Annotated in this window: 13 protein-coding genes; 1 reads left to right on the forward strand and 12 read right to left on the reverse strand. The window is 71.4% G+C overall.

From position 1 onward, the window contains the following. Positions 1–35: 35 nt before the first annotated feature. The 7 genes from bluB to cbiE are packed head-to-tail and all read right to left on the reverse strand — an operon-like array spanning position 36 to position 5810. Positions 36–677 (reverse strand): 5,6-dimethylbenzimidazole synthase, encoded by a 642-nt coding sequence (gene bluB, locus E2E30_RS05065; protein WP_133187815.1) that lies wholly within the window; start codon positions 675–677, stop codon positions 36–38. Further along, complete coding sequence (gene cobF / locus E2E30_RS05070) at positions 674–1432, reverse strand: precorrin-6A synthase (deacetylating) (RefSeq protein ID WP_133187817.1); 759 nt, start codon at positions 1430–1432, stop codon at positions 674–676. The genes bluB and cobF overlap by 4 nt, the downstream gene beginning before the upstream one ends. Continuing rightward, positions 1429–2157 (reverse strand): uroporphyrinogen-III C-methyltransferase, encoded by a 729-nt coding sequence (gene cobA, locus E2E30_RS05075; RefSeq protein ID WP_133187819.1) that lies wholly within the window; start codon positions 2155–2157, stop codon positions 1429–1431. Before cobA ends, cobF begins: the two co-directional genes overlap by 4 nt. Then, positions 2154–3461, reverse strand: coding sequence for a cobyrinate a,c-diamide synthase (locus E2E30_RS05080; RefSeq protein WP_133187821.1), 1308 nt, complete (start codon positions 3459–3461; stop codon positions 2154–2156). The genes cobA and E2E30_RS05080 overlap by 4 nt, the downstream gene beginning before the upstream one ends. After that, positions 3458–4243, reverse strand: a complete 786-nt coding sequence (cobM, locus tag E2E30_RS05085; RefSeq protein WP_133187823.1) for a precorrin-4 C(11)-methyltransferase — start codon at positions 4241–4243, stop codon at positions 3458–3460. Before cobM ends, E2E30_RS05080 begins: the two co-directional genes overlap by 4 nt. Beyond that, on the reverse strand, positions 4240–4620 hold the full coding sequence (locus E2E30_RS05090; protein ID WP_133187825.1) for a cobalamin biosynthesis protein: 381 nt from the start codon (positions 4618–4620) through the stop codon (positions 4240–4242). Before E2E30_RS05090 ends, cobM begins: the two co-directional genes overlap by 4 nt. Next, the gene (cbiE, locus tag E2E30_RS05095; RefSeq protein WP_133187827.1) at positions 4602–5810 is read right to left on the reverse strand and encodes a precorrin-6y C5,15-methyltransferase (decarboxylating) subunit CbiE; all 1209 of its coding nucleotides are present in this window, start codon (positions 5808–5810) and stop codon (positions 4602–4604) included. Before cbiE ends, E2E30_RS05090 begins: the two co-directional genes overlap by 19 nt. Between cbiE and E2E30_RS05100 the strand changes: the two genes are divergently transcribed. Beyond that, positions 5809–6558, forward strand: coding sequence for a cobalt-precorrin-6A reductase (locus tag E2E30_RS05100; protein WP_133187829.1), 750 nt, complete (start codon positions 5809–5811; stop codon positions 6556–6558). The two genes, cbiE and E2E30_RS05100, sit on opposite strands and share 2 nt — an antisense overlap. Here the strand turns inward: E2E30_RS05100 and cobJ are convergent. From cobJ to cobN, 5 genes are read right to left on the reverse strand one after another with little or no spacing between them, the layout of a single operon-like run. After that, positions 6534–7277, reverse strand: coding sequence for a precorrin-3B C(17)-methyltransferase (gene cobJ / locus E2E30_RS05105; RefSeq protein WP_133187831.1), 744 nt, complete (start codon positions 7275–7277; stop codon positions 6534–6536). The two genes, E2E30_RS05100 and cobJ, sit on opposite strands and share 25 nt — an antisense overlap. Then, a complete protein-coding gene (gene cobI, locus E2E30_RS05110) occupies positions 7274–7999 on the reverse strand; it encodes a precorrin-2 C(20)-methyltransferase (RefSeq protein ID WP_133187833.1) in 726 nt (241 codons plus the stop codon). The genes cobJ and cobI overlap by 4 nt, the downstream gene beginning before the upstream one ends. Then, entirely contained in the window at positions 7996–8625 is a 630-nt protein-coding gene (locus E2E30_RS05115; RefSeq protein WP_133187835.1) for a precorrin-8X methylmutase, read from the reverse strand. The genes cobI and E2E30_RS05115 overlap by 4 nt, the downstream gene beginning before the upstream one ends. After that, positions 8625–9728 carry a cobalamin biosynthesis protein CobG gene (locus E2E30_RS05120; RefSeq protein WP_133187837.1) on the reverse strand — a complete coding sequence of 368 codons (1104 nt, stop codon included), beginning with the start codon at positions 9726–9728 and terminating at the stop codon, positions 8625–8627. Before E2E30_RS05120 ends, E2E30_RS05115 begins: the two co-directional genes overlap by 1 nt. Continuing rightward, positions 9725–12997, reverse strand: coding sequence for a cobaltochelatase subunit CobN (gene cobN / locus E2E30_RS05125; protein WP_133187839.1), 3273 nt, complete (start codon positions 12995–12997; stop codon positions 9725–9727). Before cobN ends, E2E30_RS05120 begins: the two co-directional genes overlap by 4 nt. Positions 12998–13000 lie beyond the last annotated feature (3 nt).

A 13000-nucleotide genomic window follows, 5' to 3' on the forward strand; every position in this document is an offset into this window, starting at 1 on the left:
TATCGAAACGACCGCGCGCGGGCAAGCGCGCATCGTCAGCGCTCGAAGAGGCGATCGGCGAGCGGTTCGCGCGCCTGCCAGTCGCGGCGTTCGAGCTCGGGAATGTCCGAGGGGGCGAGCGGCGTGCCGAGGCACAGCAGCGCGACGAACGACCAGGTCGCCGGCACGTCGAGCATCGCCGTCACCGCCTCTGCATCGAGGATTGACACCCAGCCGAGACCGTAGCCGCGCGCATGGGCCGCGAGCCAGAGCGTATGGATCGCGGTTACGGTGGAGTCGCGCAAGGTCGCGGCGATCGTCGCGCGGCCGAGGCCGTGGCCGGCCTGCGGATCGAGCGCGTTGAGCACCGCCAGGATCTCGGGGGCCTCGCGCAGGCCGTGGAGCTTCAGCGTGGAATAGTGCGCGCGGCGGGCCGGATCGGCAATGCGATCGGCCGCGGCGTGGCTGGCCGTATCGACATGCTCGGCAAGACGGCCGCGCAACGCCTGCGAGCGGATGCGGACGATCCGCCAGGGCTGCGCATTGCCGACCGACGGCGCCAGGGCGACCGTCGCGATCAGGTCTTGCAGACCGCGCTCGGGGATCGGCCGCGTATCGAAATGCCGGACGTCGCGCCGCCAGCGGAACAGGTCGTCCAGGCGCGCGATGAACGCGGCATCGAAGACCGGTGGCGTCATGGCTGCCCTGTCCGGCGCATCAGGTAGATGTCCATGATCCAGCCATGCTCGGCCCGCAACGCCGCGCGGCGCTCCACGATTTCCTCGGCGACGTCGACAAGCGAGCCGGCGGTCAGCGCCTCGTGCGGCGTGCCGAGATAGGCGCCCCACCAGATTGCGACGCCCTCCGGCTGCAGCGTGGTAAAAGCGCAATCGCCGTCGAGCATCACCGCGACGCTGTCCGCCCCCTCGGGCCAGCCACGATCGCGCAGCCGGCGACCAGTGGTGATGACCACCGGCGCGCCGAGTGTGTTGAGCGGGATCGCATGCGCGGCGGTCAGCGCCTGCAGGCTGGTGATGCCGGGGATCACCCGGACATGCAGCGCCATGCCGTCGGCGCGCAGCCGCTCGGCGATGCGCAGCGTGCTGTCGTAGAGCGAGGGATCGCCCCAGACGAGCAAAGCGAGCCGACCGCCATGCGGCAGGTGCTCGGCGATCTGCGCCGCCCAGGTCGCGGCGATCGCATCGTGCCAGTCGCCCACGGCTGCAAGGTATTCACCAGTCGCGGCGCGAACCGGCAGGTCGAACTCGACGATCCGCACCGGCTGATTCAGCGCGGTGGCGCACAGCGTGCGGCGCAGGTCGATCAGGTCCGACTTCGCGTCGCCCTTGCGTGGGAGCAGGATCAGGTCGGCGGCATTCATCGCCGCCTCGGCCTGGCGGGTGAGGTGATCGGGATTGCCCGTGCCGATGCCGATCAGATCGAGGTCGATCACGGTGCCTCCTCCTCCATCAGCGGGCCGTAAAGGATCAGCGCCGGCGCGGTGCCGATGTCGGTAGCAAGGCTCTCCGCCAGCGCTGCGATCGTCGAGCGGAGCAGCCGCTGATCGGGATGCCCGACATTTTCCGCGAGCAGGGCGGGGGTGGTCGGCGGCAGGCCGTGCTCGACGAGGCGCGCGACGAGCGCGGCGAAGGTCCGCTTGGGCATGAAGATCACCGTCGTCGCCTCGGCATAGGCGAGCGCGGCCATGTTGAGCGCGCCGGGCAGGCCGCCGGTGACGTCATGCCCGGTGACGAACTGCACCCGCCGCGCGCTGAGCCGCCGCGTCAGCGGGATCGCCGCAGCGGCGGCGGCGGCCGAGGCGGAGGTGACGCCGGGGACGATCTCGAAGGCGATCCCGGCGGTACGAAGCGCGACGATCTCTTCTTCGAGCCGACCGAAGAGCGCCGGGTCGCCCGACTTGAGCCGGACGACGCGCGCGCCGGTCGCGGCATGATCGACGAGCAGTTGGGAAACATGCGCCTGGCTCGGGGAGGCGCGACCGGCGCGCTTGCCGACCGCGACGAGCTCGGCGCCGGGGCGGATATGGCCGAGCAGCGGACCCGACGAGAGATCGTCGAACAGCACGACATCGGCCGCCTGCAGCCGCGCGACGGCTTTGAGCGTCAGCAGTTCGGGATCGCCCGGGCCCGATCCGACGAAGGAGACGAAGCCGCTCACTGCGCGGGCGCGATCAGGTGGAAGAAGGTGCCCGAGACGCGCCCGCGATACGATCCGGATTCGGCGACGGCATTGCCCTCGGCATCGACGACATGCGCGAGCGCGGCGTCGGGCTGGTCGAGGATCGTCGAATAATGGAATTCGTGGCCACGCAGCATAGTGCCGCCGGGCAGCCCCGCCATCGGCGCGCGCAGCGTGGCATGGCGATAGCCGAGATGCATCTTGCGTTTCGCATAGCTCGTGACGAGGCCGAGCAGCCCCGCCATCCGGTGGCTGGTCCCGTCGGCGTCGATCAGCGCCTCGCCGAGTGCCATATAGCCGCCGCACTCGCCATGGATCGCGCGGGTGCGGGCATGCTCGGCGAGGCCGGCTTGGAAGGTCGAAGCGGCGGCGAGGCGGCCGGCGTGGAGCTCGGGGTAGCCGCCGGGCAGCCAGACGAGGTCTGCGCTGGCGTTGGGCGCCTCGTCGGCGAGTGGCGAGAAGGGCAGGATCTCCGCGCCCGCGTTACGCCACGCATCGAGGATATGCGGGTAAGTAAATGAGAACGCCGCGTCCTGTGCGAGCGCGATGCGCTGTGCGGGGGGTGCGAAACGCCATTCTTCGGACGCGATGTGAGGTTTAGCTGATGCGGCCTCGCGCAATGCGGCGAGGTCGACATGCTCGCGCAGGAAGGTCGCGTACTGTGCGATGCGCGCGTCGAGATCGGCATGTTCGCCGGCCTGCACCAAACCCAGATGCCGTTCGGGGAGCGTGAGGTCGCTCCGCCGCGGCAGCGCGCCGAACACGCGGATGCCTGCCGCCGCCATCCCGCTGCGCGCGAGCCGGTCGTGGCGCGGGCTCGCCACGCGGTTGAGGATCACGCCCGCGATCCGCAGATCGGGATCGTAGCGCGCGAAGCCGAGCGCGGTCGCGGCGGCGGATTGCGCTTGGCCCGACACGTCGATGACGAGCACCACCGGCCATCCCATCCGCCGCGCTATGTCGGCGCTGGCGCCGTTGCCCGTCGCGCCCGCCGCCGCGACTCCGTCGAACAGCCCCATCGATCCCTCGGCCAGCACGAGATCGGCGTCGCACGCGCTGGTAGCGAGGCTGTGGAGCATCGCCTCGGGCATCGCCCAACTGTCGAGGTTGAACGATCGTCGGCCGCTCGCCGCATGGTGAAAGGCGGGGTCGATATAATCGGGGCCGCTCTTGAACGGCTGGACGGCGAGCCCGTGGTCGCGCAGCGCGCGCAGCAGGCCGAGCATCACCGTCGTCTTGCCGGTGCCCGAGGCGGGCGCGGCGATCATCAGGCCGGGGGTCATGTCGCGGACTCGCTGAAGGGGGAGGTGGCGCTTTGCGGGCGGAAGCGGCGGTCGTAGCCGGGAGCGTAGAGGCTGCTTTCGATGAAATCGTCCGCCGCGAGCACGCGGCCGACAAGGATCAGCGCGGTGCGTTCTGGGCCATCTGCCGCCGCCGCCGCGATCGTCGCGAGCGTCGCGCGGACGATCCGCTCGTCGGGCCAGCTCGCGCGCCAGACGATCGCGACCGGGCACTCCGGCCCGTAAGCGGGGATGAGGTCGGCGACCACACGGTCGAGCGCGTGGATCGACAAATGGATCGCGAGCGTCGCGCCGGTGGTGGCGAAGGTGGTGAGGCGCTCGGCGGGCGGCATCGTGCTTGCGCGGCCGGGGGTGCGCGTCAGCACGACCGATTGCGTCAGGCCGGGCAGCGTCAGCTCGGCCTCGAGCGCGGCCGCGGCGGCGGCGAAGGCGGGGACGCCCGGCGTGATCGTGAACGGAATGTCGAGCGCACGCAGGCGGCGGAGTTGCTCGCCCATCGCCGACCAGATCGACAGATCGCCCGAATGGAGCCGCGCGACGTCCTGGCCCGCCGCATCCGCCACCGCGATCTCGGCGACGATCGCGTCGAGCGACAGCGGCGCGGTGTTCACGATCCGCGCGCCCGGTGGGCAATGGTCGAGCAGCGCCTGCGGGACGAGCGACCCGGCATAGAGGCAAACCGGCGACCCGGCGATGCGGTCGCGCCCGCGCAGCGTCAGCAGGTCGGGTGCGCCGGGGCCGGCGCCGATGAAATGGACGGTCATGGATCGAATCTTTCGGCGATGGCGCAACTGGCCATGCGGTCGGGGGAGATATGGCGATGCGCGATCAGGCGTGCGCCGGGGCCTGCGGCGGCGAGCGCGGCGGCTTCGGCGACGCTGCCCGCACCGCGCGCGGCGAGGCTGGCGGGGGATTGGGTCGGGGTCGGCGTCGCGCGCAATGCTGGCGGTGCAACGGCGATCAGGGGGATGTCGAGGGTCTCGGCGAGCGCGGCGAGCAGCGCGGTCTTGTCGGCTGGTGCAGCGAGCGCGGTGACGGGCGGGTGCCCGGCGCGCGCCAGATCGAACGCAGCGCTCAGCGAGTCCGCCTGCGCACCGGTGCGATACCCGAAGCCTGCGACGATCACAGCGTCACGCTCCATTGCACGATCGGATAGTTCGAACGCCAACCGCGTCGCGTTCCGATCGGGGCAGCGCGCGCGAGCTCGATCCGCAACAGGTCGCCGCCTTTGTCGCTCTGCCAATGTGATAGCAGCGCCTCGGACTCGAGCGTGACGGCGTTGGCAACGAGCCGCGTTCCGGCTGGCAGGTGACCCCCGAGCCATATTAGCAAGGCTTCGGACAGCCCGCCGCCGATCACAACCGCGTCGGGGATCAGCTGGTCGGCAAGCGTGCCGGGCACGCGACCCTCGATCACCCGCAGCCGATCCACGCCGAGCGCGGCGGCATTGTCGCGCGCGCGGGCGGCGCGGGTCGGGTCGGCTTCGAACGCCAGCGCGCGCATCGATGCGGCGCAGAGCAGCCATTCGATTGCGATCGACCCCGATCCAGCGCCGATGTCCCACAGCAATTCCCCCGGACGCGGAGCGAGCGCCGAGAGGGTAAGCGCGCGGATCGGTTGCTTGGTGATCTGCCCGTCATGCGCAAACCAGGCGTCGGGTCGGCCGCTGGCGCCTGGCAGTACCGCGCCCTCGCCAGCGACCTCGATCGCGACAGCGACCGGATGCTGGATGTCGGCGAACGCGTCTGAAGCTGCGCTGGTCTGACGAATGCGCTCGCGCGGACCGCCGAGCGCCTCGAGGATCCACAGCGCGCTCTCGCCGAAGCCGCTCCCGGTCAGATAGTCCGCCAACCCGGCGACCGCTCCGCCATCGCGGACGGTGACGATCGCGCGGCTACCGGGCGCGAGATGTTGGCGCAGCCGCTGGAATGGCGCGGCGTGGAGGCCGAGGCACTGCGTCTCCTCGATCGCCCAGCCGAGCCGCGCGGCGGCAAGCGCGAAGCTCGACGGGGCAGGGTGCGCCACCCATTCGTGCGGCGCCAGCTGCCGCGTGACGACCGACCCCGCGCCGAACCAGAACGGATCGCCCGAGACGAGCATCACCACCCGGCTCCCGCGCCGCGCCAGCACCGGCGCGATGCCGTCTGCGAAGGGGACCGGCCAGCACGCCGTTTCGCATCCGGGATCGGGAAGCAAGGCGAGGTGCCGCGCCGCGCCCGTCAGCCAATCGGCCTGGGCGATCGCATCACGGCTTGCGGCGGACAGGCCTGCGGGTCCATCCTCGCCGATCCCGACGATCGTCAGCCACGGATTGCCGACACCCTCAGCCATGACGCACGTCCTGATCCTTGGCGGCACGACCGAAGCCAGCGCCCTCGCGACCGCGCTCGCCGAACGCGGCGTGCCCGCGACGCTGAGCTATGCCGGGCGCGTCGCCAGCCCGAAGCCGCAACCGGTGGCGGTGCGGGTCGGCGGTTTCGGCGGCGTCGCTGGCTTGGTGGCGTGGCTGCGCGAAGCTCGGGTCACGCATCTGGTCGATGCGACGCATCCCTTCGCCGCGCAGATGAGCGCGAACGCGATCACTGGAGCGGCGCAAGCGGGCGTTCCGCATATCGCGCTGAGCCGTCCCGGTTGGGTCGAAGAGGATGGCGACCGCTGGATCCGCGTCGCCGATATTCCCGCGGTGGTCGCCGCCCTTGCCGGTCCGCCCCGAAACGTGATGCTTGCGCTTGGGCGGATGCATGTCGCGGCCTTCGCGGCGCAACCGCAGCATCGTTACTTGCTCCGCTTCGTCGATACCCCGTCCGAGCCCGTTGGGTTGCCCGATTACGGCCTGGTGGTGGATCGCGGGCCGTTCACGGTCGCTGGCGATGTCGCGCTGCTGCGGGAGAACGCGATCGATCTGATCGTCTGCAAGGATGCCGGCGGCACCGGCGCGCAGGCGAAGCTGATCGCCGCGCGCAGCCTCGGCGTGCCGATCGTGATGATCGATCGCCCGCCGTTGCCCCAACGGATCGAGGTCCATGACGTCGCCGCAGTCCTGGCCTGGATCGGTCATGCCGCCGACCGCGGCGTGTAGAGGAAGCGCGTTCCGGGGATCATGCGCGTGCGGCTCGAGCCGACGATGACCACCGTGCGCATGTCGGCCATCTCCGCGCGAGCCTCTGGCAGCGCGATGACATCGAGCTGCTCGTCGGGCGTCGAGACGGCGCGCGCGAACAGCACCGGGCGCGCGTCGGCACAGGTCTCGCGAAGGATCGCCAGCGCCGAAACCAACCCGTCGGGCCGCGCCTTCGAGCGCGGATTGTAGAAGGCGATCGCGAAATCGGCCTCCGCCGCGAGCCGCACGCGGTGATCGATGATCGCCTGCGGCTTGAGATTGTCCGAGAGGTTGATCGCGCAGAAATCGTGCCCGAGCGGCGCGCCGGCGCGCGCGGCGGCGGCGAGCATCGCGGTAATGCCGGGAAGCACGCGGACGTCGACCGTCCGCCATTCGGGTGCGCCCTGCTCGATCGCCTCGAACACCGCCGCTGCCATCGCGAACACGCCGGGATCGCCCGACGACACGACTACGACGCGATGCCCGGCGAGCGCGAGCTCGAGCGCGTGCCGCGCGCGCTCGAGCTCGACGCGATTGTCCGACGGATGCAGCGTCAGCCCGTCGCGCGGCGCAACGCGCGCGACATAGGGGATGTAGCCGATCACATCGGTCGCCGCGGCGAGCGCCGCGCTCACCTCGGGCGTCACCAGCGCCGCGTCGCCGGGCCCGAGCCCGGCGATGGCGAGCCAGCCGGTCACGGCCGACGCCCTTGCCCGTGGATCAGCAGGATCGCGAAATAGGGGGCGACCGCGCCCGCATCGACCAGCCGCGTGATGCGCTGGTCGGGCATCGCGGCATGTTCGACCATCCAGGCGGCATCCTCGCGCCCCGCAGCGGCGACGGCGCGACGCAATTTACCGAGGTGGCGGCCGATCTTCATCACCACCAGCGCGTCGGTATCGCGGATGCGCCGCGCGAGTTCGTCTTCGGGCATCGTCGCGGTCAGCACGGTCAGCACGTCGTCGCCCCAGGTGATCGGTCGCGCGCTCGCGGTCCACGCGCCCGACATGCCGGTGATGCCGGGGACGACCTGGACGGGCACGAGTCCGGTCAGGCGGCTGTGGAGGTGCATGAACGATCCGTAGAAGAACGGATCGCCCTCGCACAACACGACGACATCCGCGCCGCCTTGCGCCAGCGTCGCGAGGTGTCGGGCGCACTCGGCATAGAAGCCGCTCAGCTGGGCGTTGTAGCGCGGGTCGGCGAGCGGGATCTCGGTGGTGACGGGATATTCCATCGCGAATTCGACCGCGTCGTCGCGCAGCATCCCCTCGACGATGCGGCGCGCATGGCCGGGGCGCCCGGCCTTGCGGAAGAAGGCGATATGCGCTGCGCCGCGTACCAGCCGATCGGCGCGCACGCTCATCAGATCCTGCGCGCCGGGGCCGAGGCCGACGCCGTGGATGGTGCCGCAGGTCATTCGGTGCGGCTCGCCAGCGCATTGATCGCGGCGACGGTGATCGCGCTGCCGCCCATCCGCCCCTCGACGATGACGCACGGCACCGGCTGTTCGGCCCATAACGCCGCCTTCGACTCCATCGCGCCGACAAAGCCGACCGGACAGCCGATGATCGCGGCAGGGCGCGGGCACGCCGGGTCTTCGAGCATGTTGAGCAAATGGAACAAAGCCGTCGGCGCGTTGCCGATCGCGACCAGCGCGCCGGCGAGATGCGGGCGCCACAGTTCGAGCGCGGCGGCCGAGCGCGTGTTGCCCATCGCGCGGGCGAGCTCGGGCGTCTCGGGCGCGTGGAGCGTACAGATCACGGGATTGTCGGCGGGGAGGCGGGCGCGGGTGATCCCTTCGGTGACCATGCGCGCGTCGCACAGGATCGGCGCGCCGGCTTGAAGCGCCGTCCGCGCGACGCTGGCGAAGCCAGGCGAGAAGCGGATGTGGGCTGCGAGCTCGACCAGCCCGGCGGCGTGGATCATCCGTACCGCGACGGGTTCCTCGTCGCGGTCGAAGCGCGACAGCGCGGCTTCGGCGCGGATCGTGGCGAACGACTGGCGATAGATTGCGGCGCCATCGGTCTCATAGACATGCGGCATCAGGCGGCTCCGAAATGGTCGAGAATCTGGCGCACGGCGAGCCCTGCGCGCACCGGCGGCGACCCGGCGCGGGCGTCGAACGCGAGGTCGTAACGCCCGTCGCGGCCGGTCAGCACGACGGCGGCGGGGGCCGCGCGCGCGCAGCCCTTGGGGCACCCCGAGACGTGGAGATGCCCGGCGACGAACGGGGCGAGCCGGGCGGCGAGGTCACGCGTCGCGACGCTGGCTTGCGGGCAGGCGGGTGCGCCGACACAGGCGTCGGTCGCGGCGAGCGGGTCGGGCGCGGGGACATGCTCCGCGCCTTCGATCAGCAGGAGGCGCCACGGGGTGGTGCGGACGGCGCTGGCGGGGAAGGTGGCGAGCATTGCGATAAAGGTGTCGGCATCGATTCGGCCGAACGGAAGCGGCTGCCCGGCGCCGAGCGGATGGCGGCCAGGGGCGATCGGGAGTGCGGGCAAGGTTGGGTGGTCGTCGCCGGCGGCCCAGTCGGGGAGCGGTGCGGTATGGCGCGCCATCCGACCGGCCTCTGCGCCGCCGGTGGCGACGAACCATGTGGCGAGCGCGATCAGCGCATCGACTTCGCCGCCCGTTGGGATTGCAACGCCGGTTTCGCGGCCTTCCGCTCGCAGGATCAGACGGCCTGTGGCGGCGCGTTCGATGCGAAAGTCGGCGGGCGCGGTCGTCAGGATCGGTGCGGCACCAGCGTCGATTGCGAAGCCTACCTTGCCCGGCAACTCGGGAAGTTCTGCGAGGCGCGCTTCGAGTTCGGTCGCGATGCGATACGTGTCGTCGCCTGTTTGCCAGTTGGGCGCGACGAGGATCGCCCGGCGGGCTTCGCGTTGTGGATCGGGATCGACCAAAGCCAGGTTCACCAGCGCGGCGACAAGCGCTTCCCAACTGGAGTCGGTAGCCCCGCGAATCTGCAGATTGGCGCGGTTGGTCACGTCGATCTGGCCGTTGCCATACCGCACCGCCGCCGCGCACAGGCCGAGTATCTGGTCACGGTCGAGCCGCCCGAGCCGCGGCCGCATCCGCACCAGCAGGCCGTCCCCCGCCGCCATCGGCCGCCACGCGGTCGGGCACCAGCCACGCACCGCGCTCATGCCGCGCCGTCCAGCTGTGCGAGGATCGAATTGCGCCGCGTCTGCCACAGGCCCGCCGTGCGTAACGCCGCAAACCGCGCCTCCATCGCCGCGAGCGCGCCCGGGTTGGCCTCCGCGATGAACGCGCGAACATCGTCGCGCGCCAGCGTCGCGTCGAAATAGAGGTCGAACGACTCAGGCGTCACCGCGCCCGCGAGATGCGCGAAGCTGCCGAGATGATCGAGCGTCGCCGCGATCTCGGCCGCACCGCGATAGCCGTGGCGCATCATCCCGGCGATCCAGCCAGGATGTGCGGCGCGCGCGCGGACGACGCGCGCGATTTCTTCGGGAAGCGGCCGCGCGCGCGGGCGGTCGGGATCGGTCGCGTCGAGGTGGTAGGCGGTCGCATTCCCGCCCGTCACCGCCTGCGCGGCGGCGAAGCCGGCTTCGTGGGCGGCATAATCGGCGGCGAGCAGCAGGTCGGTTTCGGGCAGATCCTGGACATGGACGAACAGATCGGCCGCAGCGACCCGCGCGCGGATCCCGGCAGAATCCGCGTGTTCAGCCAGGCCATCGAACGCGTGCGACGAGGCGGCGAGCCACGCTTCCCCCGCGGATCGGCGCGCCTCGGGCGTGTAGGTGTCGACGCTGTCGCCCAGGCCGACGCCATAACGACCGGGCGCGGGACCGAACACGCGCGAAGCGGCCGGTGCGCCCACGAACGGGTTGCGATCGGCCGGCTCGTCGCGCGCGGCGATCGCGCGCACCGCCTGGCCGAACATCGCGCACAGCGTCGGGAAGGAGTCGCGAAACAGGCCCGATATGCGCAGCGTGACATCGATCCGCGGCCGGTCGAGCAGCAGCAGCGGCAGGATCTCGACCCCGGTCACGCGCTCCGACCCCGTGTCCCACACCGGCTCTGCGCCGAGCAGATGGAGCGCCATCGCGAACTCCTCGCCCGCGGTGCGCATCGTCGCCGATCCCCACAGGTCGATGACGAGCGCGCGCGGATAATCGCCTTGATCCTGCAGGTGACGACGGACCAGCTCGTCGGCGAGCCGCACGCCCTGCGCGTGCGCCGAGCGCGACGGCACCGCGCGCGGATCGGTGGTGTAGAGGTTGCGTCCGGTCGGCAGCACGTCGCTTCGCCCGCGCCACGGCGAGCCCGATGGCCCCGCCGCCACGCGTCGCCCATCGAGCGCGGCGAGCAGCCCGTCGCGCTCCGCCGCACCTTGGTGCTCGCGACCGAAGACGTGGAGCCCGTCGCCGAACTGGCTGTCCTTGACGTCGCAGACGAAGGTGTCGATCCGGGTGATCGCCTCGGCATCCGAGCGCGCCGCGTCGAGGCCGAGCACCCCGTCGAGCCCGAGCGCGCGCGCCTCGTCGCGGATGTCGCCGCGCAGCCGGGCGCGCCGTGGTGGATCGAGGCCGTCGGCGTTGGAGAATTCGTCGAGCAACGCCTCGAGCCGACCGAGCCCCGCGCCGCCTCCGCTGCGCGCGAGCGGCGGGGGAACATGCCCGATCGTCACCGCGCCGATCCGGCGCTTGGCCTGCGCCGCTTCGCCGGGATCGTTGACGATGAACGGGTAGATCACGGGCAGCGCGCCGGTCAGCGCCTCGGGCCAGCAGGCGTCCGACAGCGCAACCGCCTTGCCCGGCAGCCATTCGAGCGTGCCGTGCGCGCCGACATGGACCAGCGCGTGCGTGCTCCGCGCCTGCAGCCAGAGGTAGAAGGCGACGTAGCCGTGGCGCGGGCAGCGCGACACATCGTGATATTCGTCCGACCGGAGCGCGGGACACCCGCGTTCGGGTTGCAGCGCGACGATGCTCTCGCCGCTGGCATGGGCGGCGAAGCGGAACTGGCCCTCGCTGACGGTAGGGTCGTCCTCGGGATCGCCCCACGCGGCGAAGAGATCCTCGCGCAACGTCGTCGGCAAACCGAGCAATGCCGCACGATAGTCCGCGACTGGCCAGTCGAGCGTCTGCGTCGCGAGCAGGACGGGCAGATCGGCGGGGCCGGGTCCGGTCGCATAGCCGGCTCCAGCGAGATCCTCCAGCATCGCTGCGACCGAGGCGACCGCGTCGAGGCCGACCGCGTGCGCCATCTGGTGCACCTTGCCCGGATAGGTCGAGACGACGATCGCGAGCCGTCGCTCCCCCACCGGAGTCTGGGCGAGCGAGATCCAGCCGAGGACCCGCGCCACGATCGCGGTGATCCGCGCGGGATCGGCGCGATGTTCGCGGCGCGCGAATTGCAGGTCGGGATCGAACGGCGCGTCGTCCTTGAAGCTCGCAACGCCCGCGAACAGGCGGCCATCGACTTCGGGCAGCACGACGTGCATCGCCAGATCGACCGGCGACAGCCCGCGCTGCGCGCCTGCCCAGGCCGCGCGATCCGATGTGGCGAGCGCGACCTGGAACACCGGCACGCCCGCCCCATCGAGCGGGGTGGTGCCGGTGTCTTCGCGCGCCGAGAACGCGGTCGCGTTGACGATCGCGGCAGGCGCGAGGCTCGCTACCCAGCGCCGCATCCAGCCGCTCGCTTCCGGGTCCTTGAGCGACGGCGCGAACAGCGCGAAGACGTCGCAGCCGCGCGCCTCGAACCTAGCTTGCAGCGCGGCGATCGGGTCGAGATCGGCGGCGGTGAGGTACGATCGGTAGAAGATGATCAGGATCCGCGGCCGCGTCGCGGTGAGCGCGAACGCCGCGGGACAGACGATGCCGCGCCCGGCTTGCCACCCCCCGACCGGCGCGATCGCGCGTGCGCCGTGGACCGGCCGGACATAGCAGCCTGACGCCAGCGCGAATTGCGCAAGCGCCGCCTGCGCCGCCGCCGCGCCGCCGATATCGCACAGCTGCGCGAGCCGATGCAGCGTCGAGACCGGCACCGTCGACGCGGCCTCGAGCCGTTCGTCGCGGCGTCCATCGGCCGGGATCACCGCCAGCGCGATTCCCTCGCGCCGCGCCAGCGCCGCGACCTGTTGCAACCCATAGGACCAATAGGCCGCGCCGCCGATCAGCCGGATCAGGATGCCCTTCGCGCCCGCCAAGGTGCGCTCGACATAGGTGTCGACCGACAGCGGGTGCGTCAGCTCGGCGAGATTGGCGAGCCGTACGCTCGGCAGCGCGGCATCGCCCGCATCCGCCACGGCGCTGCGCCACCCGGCCGCGAACGCGCCGAGATCGCTGTCGGAGAACGACAAGATCACGAGATCGGCGGCGTCCTGCCCCAGATCGCGCGGCGATGCGCTCTCCTCCAACCCGTGGGTTTCGCGGAAGATGACATGCATCGC

The sequence above is a fragment of the Sphingomonas sp. AAP5 genome (genome assembly GCF_004354345.1).
In the GTDB taxonomy this organism is placed as follows: domain Bacteria; phylum Pseudomonadota; class Alphaproteobacteria; order Sphingomonadales; family Sphingomonadaceae; genus Sphingomonas; species Sphingomonas glacialis.